Source organism: Novimethylophilus kurashikiensis (assembly GCF_003112435.1).
GTDB classification, from domain to species: Bacteria; Pseudomonadota; Gammaproteobacteria; order Burkholderiales; family Methylophilaceae; genus Novimethylophilus; species Novimethylophilus kurashikiensis.
The window spans coordinates 96715-120176 of sequence record NZ_BDOQ01000006.1 but is presented as its reverse complement, the minus strand read 5'-3'; the positions used below and the strand labels follow the sequence as shown (position 1 = coordinate 120176).

21 protein-coding genes are annotated in these 23462 nt (G+C 53.1%); 14 read left to right on the top strand and 7 right to left on the bottom strand.

What is annotated here, in order from left to right; translation table 11 throughout:
* The first annotated feature begins 150 nt into the window (after nucleotides 1-150).
* The 4 genes from NMK_RS08110 to NMK_RS08095 all read left to right on the top strand — a co-directional run bounded on the left by NMK_RS08110 (nucleotide 151) and on the right by NMK_RS08095 (nucleotide 7208).
* Complete coding sequence (locus NMK_RS08110; protein ID WP_109015278.1) at nucleotides 151-2670, top strand: PAS domain S-box protein; 2520 nt, start codon at nucleotides 151-153, stop codon at nucleotides 2668-2670.
* The gene (locus NMK_RS08105; RefSeq protein WP_109015277.1) at nucleotides 2667-3029 is read left to right on the top strand and encodes a response regulator; all 363 of its coding nucleotides are present in this window, start codon (nucleotides 2667-2669) and stop codon (nucleotides 3027-3029) included. Before NMK_RS08110 ends, NMK_RS08105 begins: the two co-directional genes overlap by 4 nt.
* A gap of 21 nt (nucleotides 3030-3050) precedes the next feature.
* A complete protein-coding gene (locus NMK_RS08100; RefSeq protein ID WP_109015276.1) occupies nucleotides 3051-4910 on the top strand; it encodes a two-component system response regulator in 1860 nt (619 codons plus the stop codon).
* A 132-nt stretch (nucleotides 4911-5042) separates the two neighbouring features.
* Nucleotides 5043-7208, top strand: coding sequence for a CHASE2 domain-containing protein (locus NMK_RS08095; protein WP_227871420.1), 2166 nt, complete (start codon nucleotides 5043-5045; stop codon nucleotides 7206-7208).
* A gap of 6 nt (nucleotides 7209-7214) precedes the next feature.
* On the opposite strand, the gene NMK_RS08090 is transcribed toward NMK_RS08095, so the two are convergent.
* A complete protein-coding gene (locus tag NMK_RS08090) occupies nucleotides 7215-7838 on the bottom strand; it encodes an OmpA family protein (protein ID WP_109015274.1) in 624 nt (207 codons plus the stop codon).
* Between the two features lie 10 nt (nucleotides 7839-7848).
* Complete coding sequence (locus NMK_RS08085; protein ID WP_109015273.1) at nucleotides 7849-8397, bottom strand: FecR family protein; 549 nt, start codon at nucleotides 8395-8397, stop codon at nucleotides 7849-7851.
* Nucleotides 8398-8531: 134 nt separating this feature from the next.
* Between NMK_RS08085 and NMK_RS08080 the strand changes: the two genes are divergently transcribed.
* Nucleotides 8532-11321 (top strand): HD domain-containing phosphohydrolase, encoded by a 2790-nt coding sequence (locus NMK_RS08080; RefSeq protein WP_109015272.1) that lies wholly within the window; start codon nucleotides 8532-8534, stop codon nucleotides 11319-11321.
* A gap of 99 nt (nucleotides 11322-11420) precedes the next feature.
* Here NMK_RS08080 and NMK_RS08075 read toward each other — a convergent pair whose 3' ends face one another.
* A complete protein-coding gene (locus NMK_RS08075; protein WP_109015271.1) occupies nucleotides 11421-12371 on the bottom strand; it encodes a GGDEF domain-containing protein in 951 nt (316 codons plus the stop codon).
* A gap of 159 nt (nucleotides 12372-12530) precedes the next feature.
* Here NMK_RS08075 and NMK_RS08070 point away from each other — a divergent pair, with 159 nt between their 5' ends.
* From NMK_RS08070 to NMK_RS08060, 3 genes are all read left to right on the top strand, one after another.
* On the top strand, nucleotides 12531-12887 hold the full coding sequence (locus tag NMK_RS08070) for a hypothetical protein (RefSeq protein WP_146187144.1): 357 nt from the start codon (nucleotides 12531-12533) through the stop codon (nucleotides 12885-12887).
* A gap of 145 nt (nucleotides 12888-13032) precedes the next feature.
* Nucleotides 13033-13344 carry a hypothetical protein gene (locus tag NMK_RS08065; RefSeq protein WP_109015269.1) on the top strand — a complete coding sequence of 104 codons (312 nt, stop codon included), beginning with the start codon at nucleotides 13033-13035 and terminating at the stop codon, nucleotides 13342-13344.
* Nucleotides 13341-14093 (top strand): YdcF family protein, encoded by a 753-nt coding sequence (locus tag NMK_RS08060; RefSeq protein ID WP_109015268.1) that lies wholly within the window; start codon nucleotides 13341-13343, stop codon nucleotides 14091-14093. Before NMK_RS08065 ends, NMK_RS08060 begins: the two co-directional genes overlap by 4 nt.
* A 16-nt stretch (nucleotides 14094-14109) precedes the next feature.
* Here NMK_RS08060 and NMK_RS08055 read toward each other — a convergent pair whose 3' ends face one another.
* The 4 genes from NMK_RS08055 to sucC are packed head-to-tail and all read right to left on the bottom strand — an operon-like array spanning nucleotide 14110 to nucleotide 18764.
* Nucleotides 14110-15720, bottom strand: a complete 1611-nt coding sequence (locus NMK_RS08055; RefSeq protein ID WP_109015267.1) for an NAD+ synthase — start codon at nucleotides 15718-15720, stop codon at nucleotides 14110-14112.
* Between the two features lie 30 nt (nucleotides 15721-15750).
* Nucleotides 15751-16698, bottom strand: a complete 948-nt coding sequence (locus NMK_RS08050; RefSeq protein WP_109015266.1) for an ankyrin repeat domain-containing protein — start codon at nucleotides 16696-16698, stop codon at nucleotides 15751-15753.
* Nucleotides 16699-16712: 14 nt separating this feature from the next.
* A complete protein-coding gene (sucD, locus tag NMK_RS08045; protein WP_109015265.1) occupies nucleotides 16713-17588 on the bottom strand; it encodes a succinate--CoA ligase subunit alpha in 876 nt (291 codons plus the stop codon).
* Between the two features lie 15 nt (nucleotides 17589-17603).
* Nucleotides 17604-18764: an ADP-forming succinate--CoA ligase subunit beta gene (gene sucC, locus NMK_RS08040; RefSeq protein ID WP_109015264.1), complete on the bottom strand. Its 1161-nt coding sequence runs from the start codon at nucleotides 18762-18764 to the stop codon at nucleotides 17604-17606.
* A gap of 253 nt (nucleotides 18765-19017) precedes the next feature.
* Between sucC and NMK_RS08035 the strand changes: the two genes are divergently transcribed.
* From NMK_RS08035 to nuoF, 6 genes are read left to right on the top strand one after another with little or no spacing between them, the layout of a single operon-like run.
* Nucleotides 19018-19374: an NADH-quinone oxidoreductase subunit A gene (locus NMK_RS08035; RefSeq protein ID WP_109015433.1), complete on the top strand. Its 357-nt coding sequence runs from the start codon at nucleotides 19018-19020 to the stop codon at nucleotides 19372-19374.
* A gap of 4 nt (nucleotides 19375-19378) precedes the next feature.
* Nucleotides 19379-19855, top strand: coding sequence for a NuoB/complex I 20 kDa subunit family protein (locus NMK_RS08030; RefSeq protein ID WP_109015263.1), 477 nt, complete (start codon nucleotides 19379-19381; stop codon nucleotides 19853-19855).
* Nucleotides 19856-19868: 13 nt separating this feature from the next.
* Entirely contained in the window at nucleotides 19869-20465 is a 597-nt protein-coding gene (locus tag NMK_RS08025; protein ID WP_109015262.1) for an NADH-quinone oxidoreductase subunit C, read from the top strand.
* Complete coding sequence (locus NMK_RS08020) at nucleotides 20458-21711, top strand: NADH-quinone oxidoreductase subunit D (RefSeq protein WP_109015261.1); 1254 nt, start codon at nucleotides 20458-20460, stop codon at nucleotides 21709-21711. Before NMK_RS08025 ends, NMK_RS08020 begins: the two co-directional genes overlap by 8 nt.
* Nucleotides 21711-22184 carry an NADH-quinone oxidoreductase subunit NuoE gene (nuoE, locus tag NMK_RS08015; protein ID WP_109015260.1) on the top strand — a complete coding sequence of 158 codons (474 nt, stop codon included), beginning with the start codon at nucleotides 21711-21713 and terminating at the stop codon, nucleotides 22182-22184. Before NMK_RS08020 ends, nuoE begins: the two co-directional genes overlap by 1 nt.
* Nucleotides 22184-23458, top strand: coding sequence for an NADH-quinone oxidoreductase subunit NuoF (gene nuoF / locus NMK_RS08010; RefSeq protein WP_109015259.1), 1275 nt, complete (start codon nucleotides 22184-22186; stop codon nucleotides 23456-23458). The genes nuoE and nuoF overlap by 1 nt, the downstream gene beginning before the upstream one ends.
* Nucleotides 23459-23462 lie beyond the last annotated feature (4 nt).

Sequence of the window (23462 nt, the reverse complement as noted above, 5' to 3'; positions counted from 1 at the left end):
TTTGTTTCAGTATCGACAGATAATTTCGTATCGCACTTGTGGCGAAAAGTATTCAGAGCTTTATAGGCTTAAAAGCCCTGGCACAGCTATGAAATTAGCTGTTACCATGATTCAGTCGAAAAATTAAATCGACAACCATGAGAGTGGGGCATGATGAACCTGTCGGGGGACTACAGTTCAGGGAATGCACCTTCGGAAGTTAACGAGGGACGCTATCGTGCACTTTTCGAATATGCCCCCGATGGAATCCTTATCGCCGATACAGACGGCTATTATCTCGACGCAAATCCCAGCATGTGCGCAATGCTAGGGTATACCCGAGACGAGTTAATCGGCCTTCATTCCAAACAAATCATTTCCATCGACGAGCATTCTTGTATTGAACCAGTGCTGGATGAGTTGCGCACTGGTAGTCGTCACCATCGCCAGTGGAGTTTTCGTCGCAAGGATGGCAGTGTGTTCGAGGCGGAGGTTTTTGCCACTACCATGCCGGACGGTAAGGTGCTGGGCATGGTTCGCGATATCAGTCTTGCTAGAGCCCATGAACAAGAGATTCTGCGACTTTCACACCTTTACGAAGCACTCAGCCAGATTAATCATGCGTTGATAACGCATGCCACACGTGACGCTTTGTTACAGCGTATTTGCCAAATTCTGACCGTGTCAGGCGGAATGAGGATCGCCTGGGTTGGCTGGCACAATCCTGTGACACATCAACTCGAACCCATTGCTGTATACGGAGAAGATGCGGATTATATTCGCGTCATCAAGGTTTATGGTGATGAGCGCCTCAATGGAATGGGACCGTCAGGTATTGCATTTCGGACCGGGCTCCCATTCGTATGCAATGATATGCAGAACGATCCCATCACCTTGCCATGGCGCAAGGAAATCTTACGCCGAAACTTCTGCGCATCAGCTGTCATTCCAATCCGCGAAAACGATAGTGTCTGTGGCACGCTCAGCGTCTACGCTGACAAAGCATTTTTTTTCCACGACAAGGAAATCGCCCTGTTGGAGGAGGCTGGCAAAAACATTTCTTTCGCTCTAAATAATATTTTGCGGGAAGAGGCTCGCAAACAGGCCGAAACTATTGTCAGCAGTGAACGTCGCTTTTCCTCCACCATGCTCGACAGCATGCCAGGCATTATGTATTTCTACGATGCGGAGGGACGGTTCCTAAGATGGAACAAGAATTTCGAGAACGTTTCTGGCTATACCTCGGAAGAGATCGCCAGGATGCACCCATTGGATTTTTTCCAAGATGAGCATAAGGAAATATTAAAGAAACGAATCTTGGAAGTATTTACCAACGGAGAGTCTTCAATTGAAGCCCCCTTCCGATGCAAGGATGGAACGCTTAGGCCTCACTTCTTTACGGGACGAAAACTGCATTTCAATGGTATGGATTGCTTAGTTGGGGTAGGCATCGATATCAGTGCTCGGCAGGAAGCCGAAGCTAAACTTGCTGAAAGTGAGCAAAAGTACCGAGAACTGGTAGAGCTTGCTAACAGCATCATCCTACGCTGGGATGCACAGGGCCGTATCACCTTTCTCAACGAATACGGTCAGCAATTCTTCGGTTACAGCAGTGAGGAAATCGTCGGGCGTCACGTAATGGAAACCTTGGTGCCGCAAGTCGACAGCGAGGGACATGATCTCAAGGCCCTTATGGATCGGATATGTGCTAATCCAAAAGCTTATGAATACAACGTTAACGAAAATATCCGACGTAGTGGCGAACGTGTATGGATATCTTGGACCAACAGATTCGTCAAAGATGAGGCTGGTAATGTCACTGAGATTTTGAGTATAGGGACCAACATTACTGAACAGCGTCAGGCAGAGTTGGCAATCCATCAACTGAATAATACGCTAGAGCAGCGTGTCATTCAGCGTACCGAAGAGCTTAATTCAGCATTGATCAGGGCTGAGTCTGCAGACAAGCTTAAGTCGGCTTTTCTGGCCACCATGTCACATGAATTTCGTACGCCGCTTAATTCCATTATCGGTTTCACCGGCATCATCCTGAAAGGGTTGGCCGGACCGCTTAATGAGGAACAGACCAAGCAGCTTAACATGGTCCGCGGAAGCGCCCGGCATCTCCTTGAATTGATAAACGATGTGCTGGATATTTCCAAGATCGAGGCCGGTCAGGTGGAAGTGCATCCAGAGTCCTTTGACCTATTAGAATCACTGGAGCGTGTCGTTGCCACCATTCAGCCGTTGGCAAAAAAGAAGGGGCTACTGCTTACCTGGGATGTGGCCACTGACATCAAGGAAATGACTAGTGATCGGCGGAGGTTGGAGCAAATCCTGCTGAACCTACTCAACAATGCAATCAAGTTTACTGAGCACGGTAACGTGAACTTGACGGTAGAAGCGGGGCGGTTGCAATCCCTCCAAAACGATGACGTTCCAGCCGTGCGTTTCTCCATACGAGATACAGGCATCGGTATCAAATCCGAAGATTTAGAGACTCTGTTCCAGCCTTTCCATCAGATCGATTCCGGCCTCACTCGGCAACATGAGGGGACAGGTCTTGGTCTCGCCATTTGTCGCAAGCTAGCCATCATGCTTGGGGGTGATGTTACAGCCAACAGTAAATGGGGCGTGGGTAGTGAATTTGTGGTCGTCCTACCTTTGACAACGGTGAGGGCTGCGGTATGAACAAAATTCTGATGATCGAAGATAACGAACAGAATCGCTATCTCGCAACCTTTCTGCTTGAACAGCATGGATATGTGGTGATGTCAGCATACGACGGTCCGAGTGGAATCAGGATGGCGCAGGAGGCCTTGCCAGACTTGATATTGCTTGATATCCAGCTACCAGCGATGGATGGTTATGATGTAGCGCGGGCGCTTCGCAAAATTACGGCATTGCATGCTACCCCTATCGTTGCAGTCACATCCTATGCCATGGTGGGGGATCGCGAAAAAGCTCTAGGTGCGGGGTGCAACGGCTATATCGAAAAGCCAATTAATCCCGATACCTTCGTAAGTGAAATCGCCAGATTCCTCGACTAATTGAGTATTCCGGGAACTCTTATGACATCCGTGTTGATCGTAGATGATAAGGAGGACAACCGCTACTACCTGCAGATGCTGCTTCAAGGGTCCGGTTATGAGGTTATAGAAGCTTGCCATGGTGCAGAGGCGCTGGTTAAAGCAAGGCAGCAATCGCCTGATGTGGTGATTTCGGATCTACTCATGCCGGTGATGGATGGTTATACCCTATTGCGTCACTGGAAAAATGACAATCTACTCAAACGGATTCCTTTTATTGTCTATACCGCTACCTATACCGAGCCGGAGGATGAGCAATTGGCGCTCAGTCTAGGTGCTGATGCTTTTATCCTCAAACCCGCAGAACCGGAGGATTTTATTGCTAGGCTCCGGGATGTTGAAATGCACGTTGCCCGTGGAATTCCCTCACAAGTTGGGGCAACTTCAGAGGATAACTTGCTCAAGGTCTACAGCGAGACATTGATTCGAAAGCTGGAAGAAAAAACCTTGCAGCTTGAACAGGCTAACCGTGAGCTTGAGCGCGACATTGCGCGACGTAAGGAAGCGGAAGACAAAATTGAGCATCTGGCCTTCTATGATCCTCTGACCAACTTACCTAACCGCCGCCTTATGCTAGACCGGCTGCAGCACAGCTTTGCAGCTAATGCCCGCCATCCCATGCATAGCGCATTGTTGTTTATCGATCTGGATCATTTCAAAAATCTTAACGATACCAAAGGCCATAACTGTGGCGACGAGTTACTAAAGATGGTTGGGGTGCGTCTTCAATCCTGCGTACGTGAGGGAGATACGGTGGCACGATTGGGAGGGGACGAGTTCGTAGTAATTCTGGAGAACCTAAGCGAGAGTGTTGAACCTGCGGCTGCGCAGGCAGAAGCTGTTGGTGAGAAAATTCTAAACGCGATTAAGCAACCATTTCATCTGCTTGGCGAAGATTACTACTGCACTGCAAGCATCGGTGCGAGTCTTTATTACAAGCAAGATATGACGGCGGAAGAGCTGATCAGGCGTGCAGATACCGCCATGTATGAGGCTAAAGCCAAGGGCCGTAATACATTACGTTTCTTTGACCCCGTCATGCAGGCAACCTTGCAGGCGCGGTTACAGCTTGAGAACGACCTTCACAAGGCGCTGGCGGAGGGGCAGTTTAAGCTTCACCTGCAGCCACAGGTCAATGCTGCAGGAGAGGTGCTCGGAGCCGAAGCCTTGATCCGCTGGCTTTCACCTAATGGTTTGGTGTCGCCACTACAGTTCATTCCATTGGCGGAGGAAACCGGATTAATCGTTCCGATTGGCTGTTGGGTAATAGAAGCGGCTTGCGATCTGTTGCTGGAATGGGCTCAAGATCCGAGAATGGCCCATTTGCAATTGGCCGTTAATGTAAGCGCCAAGCAGTTCCGGCAGCACGATTTCATTGAGCAAATTCTGGGAACAATAATCAGCAAACAGGTTAATCCTGAACGTCTTAAGCTCGAGTTGACCGAAAGCGTAGTGCTAGACGATATCGAAGACACTATTAACAAGATGAACGTGCTGAAAGAGGCCGGGCTTAGTTTTTCTATGGACGATTTTGGTACCGGCTATTCTTCGCTATCTTATCTTGCTGAGCTGCCGCTCCAACAGCTCAAGATCGACCAGTCGTTTGTTCGTGGCATTAGCAGTAATCCCATTAATGCCATTATTGTGCAGACCGTAATTGGCATGGCAAATAATTTGGATATCGAATCTATAGCGGAGGGTGTGGAGACGGAAACACAGTTCCAATTCCTTAAGGCGCATGGTTGCAAATTGTTTCAGGGATATTATTTTGGCAGGCCAGTGCCGGCTGAAAACTTTCAGGTAGGGACCTTGCATCCCATCACATTCATGTTGGGATCTTAATACGTAGTATCAGTATAAAAATCAGGTATTACTCGGCATTGATCCGTTGCAATCCTGGCTCACGAGCGAAGGGCTGAACTTCGTGAGACACTAGGACCAGCCTGGGTATTAATGTTCAGGGGATAATATCAATTGATTAAAGTCCTGCTTCAAAAGATCACCACGATACTTTCTGACCGGCTAATGCAGTTGGGACTGTTAGCTGTGATTGGTGCCATTCTTGCCGGAGGCTTCGTTTATCTGACCGAGCCGCTGCCTTTGCAGGTTCTGCGTAATTCCCTGTTTGACCAATATCAACGCTGGCAGCCCCGCCAGTACAAACCCCAGCCGGTAAAAATTATCGATGTAGACGATGCCAGTCTAGCAAGAATGGGCCAGTGGCCTTGGCCGCGTACACGCATCGCGGAGTTGATCGAGCGTCTTCAGCGTGCCCAAGTCGCAGCGATTGGTTTTGACGTGATTTTCGCCGAGCTGGATCGTACCGCGCCCAAGGCCATGTTGAACCTTTGGAACTTGCCGCCTGCTGCGCGAAATACCATCAACAGTCTGCCTGATCATGATGCCGTCATGGCCGAGGCGCTAGGCAAGGGGAGAGCGATTGTCGGTTTCTCGCTGGATCAAGACGGGGCTGGAAGCAAGTTACCGAGTCGGTCGTTCAGCGTGGTGACGCTAGGTGAATCCCCGTTGCCTTTTTTGCACGGGTTTTCGAGTGCCGTGACCTCGCTCCCCGATTTTGAGATGAAGGCTTCCGGTAACGGAGCGCTGACATTCGTGCCGGACGCCGATGGTGTTGTGCGGCGTGTGCCACTTTTCCTGAAACTGCATGATCAGGTATTGCCTACCCTCGTCTCGGAAGTGTTGCGCGTGGCGCAAGGGGCGAGCAATTACATCATCAAGACTTCGCAGGTGGAGAAGACTGGCATTGAAACAGTTGGCATTGGGAAACTGAAAATCCCGACTACGCCCAAGGGGGAGCTGTGGGTACATTACACGCCTGCAGTGGCAGATCGCTATATTCCTGCATGGAAGATTTTTTCAGGAGAAGTGCCGGCGGAATCAGTGAAAGGCAGCATTGTGCTGGTGGGCACCTCGGCACAGGGATTGATGGATTTGCGCCTTAATGCCCGAGGAGAAGTCATGCCGGGGGTGGAGGCCCATGCTCAGGTACTGGAACAGATTCTAGGCGCTACTTATCTCGAACGGCCTATTTGGGCGGGATCGATTGAAGCGTTGGTAATCGTCGTGGGTGGGTTGCTGCTTGGCATTCTGACGCTGGTGACGGGCGCAATTGCTTCGGCCGGGCTGGCAGCGTTAATGGTTGTAGGGATGAGTGTTGGTGCATGGTTTGCATTTTCGCGCCATGGTTTGCTGCTTGATCCCCTCACGCCCAGCTTATGCCTGATCGCGATTTTTATTCTCGCCAGCGTTATTCATCATCTATCTACCGAGCAAAAGCAGCGATGGATCAAGCAGGCCTTCGCACGTTATGTTTCACCTAACCTGGTCTCGTATCTAGTGCAGCATCCGGACGACCTCGAGCTTGGCGGGCATCGACGGCAGTGCAGTTTCATCTTCACCGACCTCGCCGGATTTACCAGCCTCATGGAGAAAATCGATCCTGCTGAGGCAGTGGCGATGTTGAATGCCTATCTGGATGAAATGATTGCAATCGCTTTCCGCCACCAAGGTACGCTGGACCGTATTGTAGGAGATGCGGTTGCCATCATGTTTTCTGCGCCGGTGACGCAGGCTGACCATCAACAGCGTGCGTATGATTGCGCCTTAGATATGCATGCGTTTGCGTCAAAATATGCTGCTGAGCTCAATGCCAAAGGCATCCCTTTCGGCCAAACCCGTATCGGCATTCACAGTGGAGAGGTGATCGTCGGTAACTTTGGGGGATCGACAATTTTCGACTACCGTGCGTTGGGCGATACCGTCAACACGGCATCACGACTGGAAAGTGTCAACAAGCATCTCGGTACCAAGGTGTGCATTTCCGAGGCGACCTTGGCAGGATGCAGCCAAGCGGATGTGCGTCCGGTCGGCCGTTTGGTGCTGAAAGGTAAAACGCAACCGTTGATGGTCTATCAACCTTGCATGACAGCGCTGAGTTCGCAAGCGCCGGTCGCAGAGTATGTGCAAGCCTATTCAATGCTTCAGGGTAACGCCGAGGATGCCTTGTTTGCTTTCGAAGTATTGGCTACCAATTATCCCGAAGACCCACTGGTAAGGCTCCATCTCGATCGACTGAAAGCCGGTCAAGCGGGGGAACTGATCGTGATGGCCGAGAAGTAGGCTGCCTTAACGCACGGTAATTTCGACACGACGGTTCCGTTCTTCCGCGACTTCGTCCGCCGTTTTGATTAGCAGATTGCGTTCGCCATGTGACGTCACCGTAATGTCCTTGGTCTTGATTCCCGCTTGTTCGATCATGTCAGCAATAGCTTGGGCGCGCTTCAGCGCCAACGCTTCGTTGACTTCCGCTTTGCCCACAGTATCAGTGTGTCCGATGATGGAGACGTCTGGTGCCTGGCGGTTTTCAACTTCACGCAATACCTGGGGGACCAAGGCTTCCGATTCTGGGGTCAGCGCGGTGCCGCCGGTCTTGAAATACAACAAGAAACTCACAGGCAACGGCGGCCTGATCGAGGTCGCCTCCTTGAAGTCGTTGGCCAGTTTGTCCTTATCCAGCTCATGCGAACCTGCAGCAGGATCATTGAGTTCAACAGCCAAACCGGCATGATCCACAGTCGTGGAGTTGGCAAAATTATCGCTGACGATGATTTGCCCTGTGCTGCCGTCATTGTTCTGCATCAGAACGACGTAAGAATCCGGTTTCCTTGGTTCGGGTTGGGCGAGTTCGGGTTGTTGGGCGCATCCTGCCATCAACATCAGGAGCATGCTGGTCACGATTTTATAACGCATGATGTTCTCCCTATTCTTGTGGTGTTTGTGGATTGTTCATGGACTGCTCTTCTGCATTGGGCGTGTCTGCACCTTCTACTGCCTTGGCCGATTCGTTGGCGTCGTCCGAGGGCGATTCGGAGAGATCGTCCACTTTCACCATGAAGTGCGTCCCGCGAACCCCGATTGTGCCGGTAGGCGTTTTTATTGCGACGGCCTGCGGTTTAAGCTTTGCAATGACACCAGAAACATATTCCATGGTGCCCTTGTTGATTTTCGCGCTTAACGAGAGTTGCTCCTTGCTGGGCGCGTAAAGAAATTCATCAATCGTGATTTCAGTGTTGGGCCCGAAGGACATGACCGTATTGTCCTTGAAGGTCACGCCCATCGCTCCGTTTGACGCAGTCTTGAGGGCGTCTTTCATATATAGGGGAGTGCCGGGAACTGCTTGAATGGGTGTGCCGGCATGTGTAACAGCGGCAGATCCGGTGACGGTTTTCACGTAGCCAATCACTTCGTCATTGGCAGTGGCAGCCATCGATGCGAGAAACAATAAAAATGCCGTAATCAGACGTTTCATTTTTATTCCCCCAATTTAGAGAAACTGCTGAGTGAGATAATATCCTTAAAAAAATTAAAGGACTAGAATCTTAACGACAAGCATGAGATTGAGGTTGTTAGCAGCATTTTTCTATTTCCAATAGTAGAGGACATATGTCTAACATTGGTCGGAACGGAAAAATATTCCTGGTATTTCTCGCCTCAGCGCTGCTGGTTTGGTCGGCGGATAAGGTATACGTCCGCTATCAGAAGCAGCATGAACTCAATGTTTTCAGGAGCAATGTCGAAAAAATTGCCCGCAGTCTCGAGTTTGAAACCATGCGCGGACAGGCTATGGGCATGGTTTCGCTATTGGGGTTGAACGAGCCTCTTATCAAGGATGTTGCCCGCGGCAAACTACCCAGGGATGCACCACAAGCCTTGGCCAGATTGCGGAGCACACGCCAGCTGCTCGGTGCGAACGGTCTATTTATCATCAATGCTGACGGCATTATCGTCGGCCACGAATCATCCACTGAAAAAAGCACAGGAAAAGACGTTAAGTTCCGGCCTTATTTCCAGCAGGCCTTTTCCGGTAAGGAAAATATCTACGCGGCTGCGGGGACGACGGGTGGTGTCAGAGGTCTTTATATTGCCGCGCCGCTAAGGGAGAACGATTCTCCCCAGGGGAAAATTATTGGTGTCGTGGCGGTCAAGATGCTGGCGGCCTTTCTTGACGAAAAACTCAAGCTGTTTGGATCGCAAGGAATGCTACTGACGCCCCAAGGGGTCGTGTTCGCGTCGACTCAAGAAGATTGGCTGTTTCATTTTTCGGGTGAAGCAACACCTGAACGAATAGCTTCTATCAAAAATCAGAGGCAGTTCGGCAAGGTCTTCGAACAGGCGGATCCTGTGCGGTTGCCGATTTCTCTCGATCAGGATTATGTTCAATATGCTGGAAATACTTACGCGGTAGCCTCTAGCAAATTGCACTGGGCCGATCCCGCAGGATCATGGGACGTCGTGATTCTGCAAAACACGGCTCACTGGGTGCCATTGGGTGAACGCGTGGTGCTTTCCACCGTGCTGGGGTTTGGCAGCCTGTTAATTGGATTGTTGGCACTGCTTCGTCATGAAACCAAGCTGCGGAATCTGGTGTACAAGCAAAAGCTTGAAGATTCCAATAAAGCGTTGGAGACGTTGACGCATACGCTTGAAGACAAGGTTAATGAGCGTACTGCGGAATTAATTGCGACACAGATGAAGCTTGAAAACCTCATCGATACTGGCCTTGAACTCGGACGCGAGCGGGACCGGATGGCTTTGCTGCACAAAACTTTGTTTTCCGGAAAAACTCTCCTCAATTGCGATGCAGGCACCATGTATCTGGTGACGGATCACAAAACCCTGCGTTTCGCGCTTCGTACTAGGGATGATGAATTGCCTTCATTCGAGATCCCCTTGTACGACGAGGAAACCGGCCAGCCGGTCGAACGGTTCGTTTCGACTTATACCGCGCTCCATAATGAGCCGGTTGTGATCGATAACATTTATGAGGAAACGCGTTTTGATGTTTCCGGCGCCAAACGCTTTGATGAGGTTTCCGGCTATCGTACGGTTTCGATGTTGACAGTACCGCTTACGCCTCGCGACGGTGAAGTGATCGGCGTCATGCAGTTCCTGAATGCAATGGATCCGAATACCGGTGCAGTGACGACCTTTAACCCGGAATTGGTACGGTTCGTAACAGCGATGGCAGCACAGGCTTCATTGGCGCTGGATAACTATCAGCTGATTCAAGCTCAGAAGGATCTCATGGATTCTTTGATCAAGCTGATTGCCGGCGCTATCGACGCCAAGAGCCCTTACACGGGCGGCCATTGTGAGCGTGTGCCGCAACTCGCCATGATGCTCGCTGAACAGGCGTGCAGGCAGACGGAAGGTGCGTTTGCCGATTTCGACTTCAAATCGGACGATGAATGGCGAGAATTCCGCATTGGCGCGTGGCTGCACGATTGCGGCAAGGTAACGACGCCTGAGTTCGTGGTAGATAAAGCCAGCAAGCTCGAGACAATTTATAACCGCATCCATGAAATCCGGACACGTTTTGAAGTGCTGCTGCGCGATGCGACCATTACTCGGCTTGAGGCTGTGGCAAGCGGCATTGATGAGGTAGAGGCGGCTCGAATCTTTGAGGCACGCAAGGTACAGCTGATCGACGACTTTGCATTTGTTGCCGAGTGCAATATTGGTGGCGAATTCATGGCGCCCGAAAAGCTGGAACGGCTGAAACGCATCGCGGAAGAAACCTGGGTAAGACACTTCGATGATCGGCTGGGACTGGCCCATGGAGAATTGCTACGCTACGAGGGTGAATCGGAAGCGGTACCGGCGCAGGAGCAATTGTTATCCGATAAACCCCACCATATCCTACCGCGTAAAGATTTCCGCGCATTCGATCCGAAATATGAATTTAAGGTCAACGTTCCGGAGAATCTTTACAACTATGGAGAAATTTACAATCTTTCCATTGGACGCGGCACGCTGACTGAAGAAGAGCGCTTTAAAATCAACGAGCATATTATTCAGACCATCGTCATGCTGGAGCAGCTTCCGTTGCCTAAAAATATGAAACGGGTTGCTGAGTATGCCGGCACTCACCATGAAACCATGATTGGGACCGGTTATCCGAGACAGCTTGATGGAAGCAGTTTGTCGATTCCTTCGCGCATCATGGCGATTGCTGACATATTCGAAGCGCTGACTGCCTCTGACCGGCCCTATAAGAAAGCCAAGACACTTTCGGAGTCGATAAAAATATTATCGTTTTTCAAAAGAGACAAGCATGTGGACGCCGATCTTTTTGATCTGTTCCTGACATCTGGTGTTTATCGCCAATATGCTGAGAAATATTTGCTGCCTGAGCAGATCGATGAAGTTGATATTGAGCAGTATCTTGCTTGAGCGCGGTAACTTATTAAGTATCAAAACTCTTGAAAACAGCCCTTCGCGGATTGTTTTTGTTTCAAGCGGTAGGTACTTGAAAACATGACCGCGATGTACCTAAGATTTTTTGGCGACAGTCACGAGTCGATTCCTGCCATTTTGCTTTGCAGAATAGAGTAAGCGATCAACACTTTCGACAAAACCAACTTGTTCATCCCCGCGCGCAGGGATTATTGTGCCAACCCCCATGCTTATTGTAAGTAATTGGCTTACTTGCGATTTTTGATGGGGGATTTGCTCTTTGAATATGAGTTCCCGGCATCGTTCTGCGACCTTCTTGGCAGACTCTTCACTTGTTTCTGGCAATACCAATACGAATTCTTCTCCGCCGAAGCGTGCAATAAAATCCCTGGATCGTGTTGCTGCCAAGCCTAGAACTTGTGCGACTTGTTTTAAGCAGTTGTCGCCCTGTATATGCCCGTAATGATCGTTATATTGTTTGAAATAATCGATATCGATCATGATTAATGAAAGTGGCTGCTGGTTGCGCTGAGCGTGCGACCATTCCTCTTCTAGGATCAGATCAAATCTGCGTCGATTCGAGATTCCCGTCAAACTATCCTTGAACGATAACTCCTCGAGTTCTTTCTGGAGAATGATGAGTTGTTGTTCGGTAGCTTTTCGCTCGCTAATGTCGAACATGAATCCAATGAGGGAATCCACTTCCCCCGCTTCGTTCCTGACGACATGCACGACGTCACGAATCCACACATATTCGCCACTCTTTGTCAGTGCGCGATAATCGGCTTCATGATCAGTGCCGGCCTTTGACTGCGCTACGCAAAAATCTACCACCCAGTCCCTGTCCTCAGGGTGCATTCTTGATGCCCAGTCTTCGATCGACACCCAACTGGATGGCGACCACCCAAGTAAACTCTCAATCTGCGGACCGATGTACGAAAATGTCAGGCTGTTCCAGTCGATTTTCCACGGAATGGCTTTCGTGGATTCCAACAGGGTTTTGTATACCGCGCTGTCAATATCAATATGATTTCTTGTATCAGCCATGAGATGAGAGTTATCAGTAACTATTCAATGAGATTATATAGGCGGGTGGATACAAAAACGCGGATTTGATGCAACCAAAATCGTTACCTAATCTCGAAAGCGATAAGGTACATTGAGTGCCTCGTAATCCACATCTTAACGAAATAAGAGGGCTTCTTAATGATGAGAGCAAGACTGCGTAAGGTAGCCGCATTTGCGGGTATGGCGGTATTGATTGGACTCTCCGGTAGCGTGTTGGCGGGAGATTTCGAAGGCAAGTGGCTACTGGACGACACCAGCGGCAACCCATTCGAGGCTGTCCTGAGTAGCGACGGAACAGCCAGCGGCACGCATGGTGACTCAATGAAACACGGCACGTGGAAGGAAGAAAATGGAGCCGCCGTCATTCACTGGAACACAGGATGGACGACACGCATCTTTAAACAGGGTAACAAGTACATGAAGGAAGCATTTAAACCGGGTGCGTCACTTACTGACAAGCCGACGAACACTTCGGGTGCGAGTAAAAAGGACTGAGCAGGATAGACCCGAGCACCATAAGCACAGCCCATCGAAAAGCTCGATGGGCTGTTTGTTTTTACGGTCTGATAAGTCGTGTCGTATTAAAATTGGCATAATCCGTAGCACCATTAACTAAATCAAAAATGTCAGGAATGGGTACATGAGATTTGCCGCGAGTAAATGGCTGGTTCTGATTGCTGTGTTAGTGGCTCCCTCTTTGGTAGAGGCACGTGACGTCATCACCGAGCAGCATAACGTTGCCGTTGCAGAGCGTATCCTGGAAAAAGCACAGTCTGCCTACGACCAGGATGCAGAGCGGGTCCGGCTGCTCAAGGAGCGCTTGGCACAGCAGCAGAGCCAGTTGGCCGATGCTGAGAAAAAAGCGGATGCCTCTCGTCGCAACCTTGATAAAGCGCGTGAGGAGTACGACCACCAGCAGAAAATCCTCGATCAGGCCTGGAAGGCGCATTGAGTTATCTCACGATCAAGTTTGTTTCGGCATTCCTGCTGCCGCCCCTGAGTTTCCTGTTAATTGCCATCGTTGGACTGGTGCTTGTGCGTCGCCTCCCCATCGCTGGATGGCGAGTAGTGGCAGTCGGCATTGCACTCTTGTGGCTATTTTCTTTGCCCGTTGTCGGCAACGCTATGCTGATGTGGTTGGAGCGCGATAGTCGTCCTGCTGTTGTTGTGCCGGCATCTGCTCAAGCCATCGTCGTGCTGGGTGGGGGTGTTTATCTGGATGCGCCTGAGTATCCGGGGGGTACGGTAGGGCGGGATACGCCGGAAAGATTGCGTTATGCGGCCCGGCTTTACCGACAGAGCAGGTTGCCGATTCTTGTGACGGGCGGAGATGCCGGGGAGCGAGGGGTTTCTGAAGGCAGTTTGATGAAGCGAACGCTTGAGGAGGATTTCGGCGTTCCGGTGAAATGGGTTGAATCCACCTCAACCGATACGCTGCAAAACGTCGCGTTCAGTAAAAGAATATTGGACGCTGCGCATATCAAGACCATCGTGTTGTTAACGCACGCCTGGCACATGCCGCGATCGAAGCAGTTGTTCGAGCAAGCCGGTTTTCAAGTCATTCCAGCGGCGATTGGGTTTCATTCGCTAAAGCATCTGGACATCACGGATTTTCTTCCCAACAGTGACGGGCTTCATGCCAGTCGCCTGTTTTTTCACGAAGCGATCGGCATGATATGGTCGCGGCTTCATCAGGCGTGAGGCGCAACACGACTCATTAAAACGTCAAGGGGCGATATCCCGAGGTGATGGGGTAGCGTCTATCCTTGCCGAATCCACGATGGGTAATACGAACGCCTACGGGAGATTGGCGGCGTTTGTATTCGTTGCGATCGATAAGGGTGACCACTCGCCGCACGTCCTGCTCTAGATAACCTGCACCGACAATATCTTCGGGGCTCCGGTCGTTCTCGACGTACATTTCCATGATGGCGTCCAGAATTTCGTAGGGCGGCAAGGAGTCCTGATCGGTCTGGTTGGCACGAAGTTCGGCAGACGGTGCACGAGTAATGATGCGTTCCGGGATGGTCGGCGACAGGCTGTTGCGATAGTGCGACAGGCGATATACCAAGGTTTTGGGGACGTCTTTCAAGACTGCGTAGCCGCCTGCCATGTCGCCATATAGCGTGGAGTAGCCTACGGCCATTTCGCTCTTGTTACCGGTTGTGAGGACGATGCTGCCGAATTTGTTGGACAGCGCCATGAGCAAGGTGCCGCGAATCCGGGCTTGAAGATTTTCCTCGGCAAGGTCGAAAGGCAATCCCTCGAACTCGCCTGCCAGTGTCTGCAAGAAACTATCGAACACCGGTTTGATGGGCATTTCGTCGTAACGTACCCCCAGGTTGTCCGCCATGATTCTTGCATCGGATACGCTGATCCCGGCGGTGTATTCGGAAGGCATCATGACTGCCCGAACCCGATCTTTGCCCAGCGCATCGACAGCAATTGCCAGCGTCAATGCAGAATCGATGCCGCCGGATAACCCTAGTAGTACGCCTGGAAAGCCGTTCTTGACAACGTAGTCGTGGACGCCCAGGCAGAGCGCCTTGTAAACGCTGGCTTCGATTCCTGGGTCGGAAAACAACGGGCCTGGGGCGGGGTTGCCGTCTGCGTCGATTTCGATGAAATGCAGGCTTTCCTCGAACGCGGCGAGCTGATGGATGATCTCTCCCCGTTGATCCATAACGAAGCTTGCGCCGTCGAACACCAGCTCATCCTGCCCACCTACCATGTTGGCGTAGACGACCGGCATGCCCGTCTGATTGACACGGTCGCGGAGGGTATCGTAACGAGTGAATTGTTTTTCCAGGTGATAGGGCGAAGCGTTCAGCGCAAGCAGACATTCGGCGCCGTGCTGCTGCGCCAGCTTGGCCGGCGCGGATTCCCAAACGTCCGCACAGATGTTGATACCGAACTTGATGCCATCCAAATCGAATACCACCGCCTCTGTGCCTGGCGTGAAATACCGCACCTCATCGAAGACGCTATGGTTGGGCAGGATATGCTTGAGATAGGTGGCCTCGATCTGGCCGTTCCTGATCAGGGAGGCGGCGTTGTAGAGCTTGCCGTGCCGCTTGTGCGGGTGGCCGACAAGTAGCGCGATACCGCGGGTTTGTTCTGCAAGCTGAGCCAGTACTGTTCCGCACGCCCGGATGAAATCGTCGCGCAGCAGTAGGTCTTCCGGCGGATAGCCGCACAGCGCCAGTTCGGGCGTCATCAGGAGCTGGGCGCCGCCTGCACGAGCCTTCTCGGCGGCATCCAGAATCAAGCGGGTATTACCCGCAAGATCGCCTACGGTGAAGTTGAACTGGGCGATTGCGAGCTTCATCGAATCGAATTCCTGGGGTTGATAATAGCCTTAATAAGTACCGCCGGCATCCTTGAGAATCTTGACCATCTCGGTTTGGCCGCGCTTCATGGCGTACACCAGCGCGTTCAAGCCATATTGGTCTTTGGCCTTCACTTTGGCGCCGTGTTCCAGCAGAAGCTGCAAAATAGGCACGGAACCGCTATCCACCGCGAAATGAAGCAAGGGGATATCTTCGGAATCCTTGATGTTGACGTCGCTGCCGCGTTCGACCAACAGCTTGACGGCATCTACCTGGGCCTTGCGGATAGCCCAGGTAAGGGCAGTCCAGCCAGTGTTGTCCTTGAGATCGATCTGCGCACCCTTGTCGAGCAGCAACTGCATCCCCGGCACATTGCCCTGGCGGGATGCGTACATGAGCGCGGTCGTTCCGAAGCGGTCGCGGGTGCCGGTGTCTGCTCCATGCTTGAGCAGTGTTTCGATCGTGGGGGAGTCACCGTTTTTAGCGGCGTACATCAGGACGGTCTTGCCGTCGTCGCTCTTGGCGTTGGCGCTGGCGCCGTGGTCGATCAACAAGCCCACGGCATCGCTGAAGCCTGACGTTGCGGAGAGTCCCATCGCGCTCCAGCCGGCCTCGTCGCGAATGCTAAGGTCGGCGCCGTGGTCGAGCAGGATTTTCATGACTTCGACGAAGTCCTTTTTCGCTGCAAACATCAATGCCGTCCAGCCGCCATCATCCTTGGCATTGACCTCTGCGCCTTTTTTGAGCAGGGCCTGCACGACGTCGGCATTGCCTTTGCGTGCTGCATACATCAGCGCCGTAATGCCGTCCTTGTCGCGGGTGTTGGGGTTGACGCCGCTATCCAGCATCGCCTGAACTGTTGCGATATCGCCCCTGGCCGAAGCGTTGAGCAGAAAGGGGATGCTTTCTTCCGCCATGGCAGACAACGGCAGCAACAGCACGCCGCACAGTACCAACAAACGCCCGATCAATTTCATGCCTGAGTCCCTGGTTATTTTGCGTTAATGGCAGCGAGGACGGCTTCGCCCAAACCGGCAGGCGAGCTGGCGATGACCACGCCGGCTTTTTCCAGCGCGGCCATCTTGTCTTCAGCCTTGCCGCTGCCACCCGAGATGATTGCGCCGGCATGGCCCATGCGCTTGCCTTTGGGGGCGGTTACGCCGGCGATATAGCCGGCCACTGGCTTGGTGACGTTGGATTTAATAAAGTCAGCCGCAGCCTCTTCATCGCTACCGCCGATTTCTCCCACCATGATGATGGCTTCGGTCTCGGGGTCGGCCTGGAACATTTCCAGGCACTCGATGAAGTTGAGCCCCTTGATGGGGTCGCCGCCGATGCCGACACAGGTGGTCTGGCCGAGGCCGAGTTGCGTGGTCTGGTGAACCGCTTCATAGGTTAGCGTGCCGGAGCGGGAAACGATCCCTACCTTGCCGCGCTTGTGGATGATGCCGGGCATGATGCCGATCTTGCATTCGTCCGGGGTGATGACGCCGGGGCAGTTGGGTCCGATGAGCTTGACGCCGTTGGCCTTGAGCGCGGCCTTAACGTTAAGCATGTCCAGCACCGGGATGCCTTCGGTGATGCAAACTACCAGTTCGATACCGGCGTCGGCGGCTTCGATAATGGAATCGGCTGCGAAGGGCGGCGGGACGTAGATCACGCTAGCATTGGCTCCGGTCGTTTTAACGGCATCGCGCATGGTGTTGAACACTGGCAGGCCGAGATGCGTTTGTCCGCCCTTGCCGGGGGTGACGCCACCGACCATCTTGGTGCCGTAGGCCAGCGCTTGTTCAGAGTGGAATGACCCCTGCTTACCGGTAAAGCCTTGGCACAGGACCTTGGTATTGCTATTGACCAGAATACTCATATTAGAAGCGTGACCTTATGCCACGGCGGCGACCGCACGCTTGGCAGCGTCGGTCAGGCCGTCGGCGGAAATGATGGAAAGACCGCTTTCAGCCAGCATCTTGCGGCCGAGTTCTACGTTGGTGCCTTCGAGGCGTACCACGACGGGCACTTGGACACCGACTTCCTTCACTGCGGTGATGATGCCCTCGGCGATGATGTCGCAACGCATGATGCCGCCGAAGATGTTGACCAGGATGGCCTTGACGTTGCTGTCGGAGAGGATGATCTTGAACGCTTTTGCCACCGTCTCGGCCGTTGCGCCGCCGCCTACGTCGAGGAAGTTGGCCGGCTGGCCGCCATGCAGTTTGATCAAGTCCATAGTGGCCATTGCCAAACCGGCGCCATTGACCATGCAACCAATGTTGCCGTTGAGCGCGATGTAGTTAAGGCCGGAAGCATGGGCTTCCGCCTCCTTGGGGTCGTCCTGGCTCCAGTCGCGCTGCTCTCCCAGCTTTTTCTGGCGGTACAGTGCGTTGTCGTCTACGCTGATCTTGCAATCCAGCGCCACTAGGGTGCCTTGCTCGGTCACGATCAGCGGATTGATTTCCAGCATGCTCAGGTCGTTGTCCTTGAACAGCCGGTAGAGATTCTTGAGCAGTTTGGTGAATGCACTGATCTGCTCGCCTTGCAGACCCAATGAAAACGCAAGATTGCGGGCCTGGTAATCGACCATGCCAAGAAGGGGGTCGCATACTTCGCGCAGGATTTTTTCCGGGGTAGCAGCCGCGATCTCTTCGATTTCCATGCCGCCCGCGGCTGAGGCTACGATAACGATACGCTCTGCAGTGCGATCGACCAGCAGGCTCAGATAAAGCTCGCGGGTGATGGGCAGGGTTTCCTCGATCAGGAGTTGATTGACGGGCTGGCCTTCGGGCGCGTTTTGCAGGGTGACGAGTGGTTTGCCGAGCAACGAACCAACCACCGACTTCAATTCGTCTAGCGACTTGGTGACCTTGACGCCTCCAACTTTGCCGCGTCCACCGGCGTGAATCTGGGCTTTGGCGACCCAGGCACTACCCCCGAGTTCCCCCGCGGCTGCCACGGCAGCATCGACACTATCGGCAGTCAAGCCGCGAGGCGTGGGTATGCCGTATTGCTGCAGCAACTGCTTGGCCTGAAATTCATGCAAATTCATGAAAAATCCCGTGCAAAAAAATTATTGCAATTTTGGCGGAAAAGCCGAAAAGAAGCCAGCGACGTCAGGCGGGGAATCGGGTGCGATGGAACCAGAGAATAATCGGTCGACCAAAATGTTGTCTTTTTCGTTACAAATTCGGTTGACCGGCAATCGCGGTATCTAGGATAATTGGCTCCGCTTGAATGACGGGTCGCCGGATTGCGTTGTACAGCCGTGCGGCTTTACAAAAATTTATTGTGGTACTGACGTCGTGCTGGAAAATTATTTCCCGATTCTGTTGTTTATCCTGGTGGGGCTTGCCGTCGGCGTGGCACCCATGGTGCTAGGCAAGATCGTCGGTCCCAATCGCCCTGACAGCGAAAAGAATTCCCCCTACGAATGCGGCTTCGAGGCCTTCGAAGATGCGCGCATGAAGTTCGACGTGCGGTATTACCTCGTCGCTATCCTGTTTATCCTGTTCGACCTCGAAATCGCCTTTCTCTTTCCGTGGGCCGTGGTGCTCAAGGAAATCGGCCTGTTCGGCTTCATTGCCATGATGGTGTTCCTCGGCATTCTGGTCGTTGGCTTTATTTACGAGTGGATGAAGGGCGCCTTGGAGTGGGAGTGACGAAATGAGCATCGAAGGCGTTTTGGAAAAAGGGTTTGTCACCACGACCCTCGATACCGTCATCAACTACACCCGTACCGGTTCGCTGTGGCCGATGACCTTCGGTTTGGCCTGTTGTGCCGTCGAAATGATGCATGCAGGTGCTTCGCGGTACGACCTTGACCGTTTCGGTGTAGTGTTCCGTCCAAGCCCGCGCCAGTCCGATGTCATGATCGTTGCCGGTACGCTCATTAATAAAATGGCGCCTGCGCTGCGCAAGGTATACGACCAGATGGCCGAGCCGCGCTGGGTGATTTCCATGGGTAGCTGCGCCAACGGCGGCGGCTATTACCATTATTCCTATTCCGTCGTCCGCGGCTGCGATCGCATCGTGCCAGTGGATGTCTATGTGCCGGGCTGTCCGCCCACTGCGGAGGCTTTGCTGTACGGCATCATCCAGCTGCAAAACAAGATTAAACGAACCAATACCATCGCCCGCTGATCAATTACCCACTATGAGTCCTCGTCTGGAAAAGCTGGCGGAAAGCCTGAAGAGTGCACTTGGCGACAAGCTGCTGCAGTTGTCTGAGCATGTGGGCGAGTTGACGGCCGAGATCAATGGTGTGGATGCTATTGCTGTCTGTACCATATTGCGCGATGGTCAAGGGTTGCAATTCGAGCAACTCATCGATCTTTGCGGCGTCGATTACAGCGATTACAAAGAAGGCTTGTGGGAAGGTCGGCGCTTTGCCGTCGTATATCACTTGCTCTCCGTGGCGCTCAATCAGCGTGTCCGGGTGAAGGCCTTCATTGCTGATGACGAATTTCCGCTCATCGCTTCCATGATCAATGTTTGGCCTGTGGCCAACTGGTTCGAGCGCGAGGCGTTCGATCTGTATGGGATCATGTTCGACGGTCATCCCGATTTGCGTCGCCTCCTGACCGACTACGGCTTCATCGGCCATCCGTTCCGCAAGGATTTTCCGGTTATCGGCAATGTCGAGATGCGTTACGACCCTGACCAGCAGCGCGTGGTCTACCAGCCGGTTTCTATTGAATTACGCAACAACGTTCCAAGAATGATCCGCGAAGAGGGGTTCCATCGTGGCTGAGATCAGAAACTACACGATGAACTTCGGTCCCCAGCACCCGGCTGCGCACGGGGTGCTGCGCTTGGTGCTGGAGCTCGACGGAGAAGTGATCGAGCGCGCCGATCCGCACATCGGTCTCTTGCATCGTGCTACGGAAAAACTGGCCGAGAACCGTACTTTCCTGCAAGCCCTGCCTTATATGGATCGTCTGGACTATGTGTCCATGATGTCCAACGAGCACGCCTATGTTATGGCCATCGAGAAGCTGATGGGCGTCGATGTGCCGATCCGTGCTCAATATATCCGCGTGATGTTCGACGAAATAACCCGCATTCTCAATCATTTGCTCTGGCTGGGCGCGCACGCGCTGGACGTCGGCGCGATGACGGTTTTCCTTTATGCTTTCCGCGAGCGTGAGGATTTGTTCGACGTTTACGAAGCGGTGTCCGGTGCGCGTATGCACGCGGCCTACTATCGTCCTGGCGGTGTCTATCGCGACCTGCCTGATCGTATGCCGCAGTATCAGGAGTCCAAGATTCATAGCGCCGACGACGTTCGACGCATGAACGAGAACCGCCAGGGTTCCGTGCTGGATTTCATTGAAGACTTCACTAATCGGTTCATCGGCTATGTCGATGAATACGAAACCCTGCTGACTGATAACCGTATCTGGAAGCAGCGTACCGTGGGCATCGGTGTCGTAACGCCGGAGCGGGCGCTTGCCTTGGGTATGACTGGCCCCATGCTTCGCGGCTCTGGCATTGCCTGGGATTTGCGCAAGAAGCAGCCGTACGAAGTCTACGACAAAATGGATTTCGATATTCCCATCGGTACCAACGGCGATTGCTACGATCGCTATCTCGTTCGTATCGAGGAAATGCGTCAGTCCAATCGCATCATCAAGCAATGTATCGCATGGCTGCGCGCCAATCCAGGCCCTGTCATCAGTGATAACTACAAGGTGGCACCGCCGTCGCGTGAGATCATGAAGCACGACATGGAGGCGCTGATCCACCATTTCAAACTGTTTACCGAAGGGTTCCACGTGCCGGAAGGCGAAGCCTATGCCGCCGTTGAACATCCCAAGGGCGAGTTTGGCATCTACCTGATTTCCGACGGTGCCAACAAGCCCTACCGCCTCAAGATTCGCGCTCCTGGATTCCCGCATCTGGCTGCGCTGGACGAAATGACGCGTGGCCACATGATTGCCGACCTCGTCGCCATCATCGGCACGCAAGATATTGTTTTCGGAGAGATCGACCGCTGATGTTGTCTCAGGATTCCACCGCCCAGATCGACAAGGAACTCGCTAAATACCCGGCCGACCAGCGCCGTGCTGCAGTGATGTCGGCCTTGCGCATCGTTCAAGCGGAGCAGGGCTGGTTGTCGAAGGAAGCCATTGCCGACGTGGCGAACTATCTCGGCATTCCCGAAATTGCCGCGCTCGAAGTCGCTACGTTCTACAACATGTACGAACTCGAGCCGGTGGGTAAATACAAGTTGACGGTGTGCACCAACATCTCATGCCTGCTGCGCGATTCACAGGAGATCGTCGAGCATCTCGAAAGCTGCTTGGGTGTGCACTGCGGCGAAACTACCGCGGATGGCAAGTTCACCTTGCGTGAAGGCGAGTGCATGGGCGCGTGCGGTGGAGCGCCTTTGCTGCACATCAACAATACCGATATGCATGAATTCCTGACGCCCGAAAAGATCGATGCGTTGCTAGCAGGGTTGAAATAATGGCAAACGAAGTCTGCTTCCGTACCCTGGATCTGCCGAACCCAGCGTCGCTCGAAACCTATCGCAGCATCGGCGGCTACGAAACGCTCAAACGTATCGTTACCGAAAAGGTGCCTGCTACGGAGATCATCAACCAGGTCAAGATTTCCGGCCTGCGTGGTCGCGGTGGTGCCGGTTTCCCGACCGGCCTCAAGTGGAGCTTCATGCCGCGTTATTACGACGGCGAGAAGTACCTAGTCTGCAATAGCGACGAAGGCGAGCCCGGCACATTCAAGGACCGCGACATCATCCGCTACAACCCTCATCAGGTGATCGAAGGGATGGCGATAGCCGCGTACACCATGGGGGTGCGGACCGGTTACAACTACATCCACGGTGAAATCTGGGCCGAGTACCAGATTTTCGAGCGTGCTTTGGAAGAGGCTCGCGCCGCTGGTTTCCTGGGCGAGAACCTGTTCGGGACCAATTTCAGTTTCAACCTGTTTGCGCATCACGGCTACGGCGCCTACATATGCGGCGAAGAAACGGCGCTGATCGAGTCCATCGAGGGCAAGAAGGGCCAGCCGCGCTTCAAGCCGCCGTTCCCCGCGAGCTATGGTGTGTTCGGAAAGCCGACCAACGTCAACAATACCGAATCGTACGCGTCCATCCCGTACATCATGCAGCATGGCGGGCAGGCATTCCAGGATCTGGGCGTGCCCAACTCCGGCGGCACCAAGATTTTTTCGGTTTCCGGCCATGTGGAAAAGCCGGGCAATTTCGAAATCGGCATGGGCACGCCGTTCCCCGACCTGCTGGCACTAGCTGGTGGCGTGTGGAAGGGCCGCAAGCTCAAGGCCGTGATTCCTGGTGGCTCGTCTACGGCAGTCGTTCCGGCCGACATGATGATGCAGTGCACTATGGATTACGACTCCATCTCCAAGGTAGGCAAATCCAGTCTGGGCGCAGGTTCTGTGATTGTCATGGATGAGTCAACGGATATGGTCAAGGCCTTGTCGCGGCTCTCGTATTTCTACTATGAGGAATCCTGCGGGCAGTGCACCCCTTGCCGTGAAGGCACCGGTTGGCTGTGGCGCGTGGTGCGCCGTATTGCCGAAGGCAAGGGCCGTCCTGAAGACCTCGAATTGCTGACTGACGTCAGTAACAACATTTCCGGCCGCACCATCTGCGCGCTGGGCGACGCGGCGGCAACGCCGGTGATCAGTTTCATCAAGCATTTCCGTCCGGAATTCGAGTACTACATCGAACACGGCCGCAGCATGCTGGCAGCCTAATGGT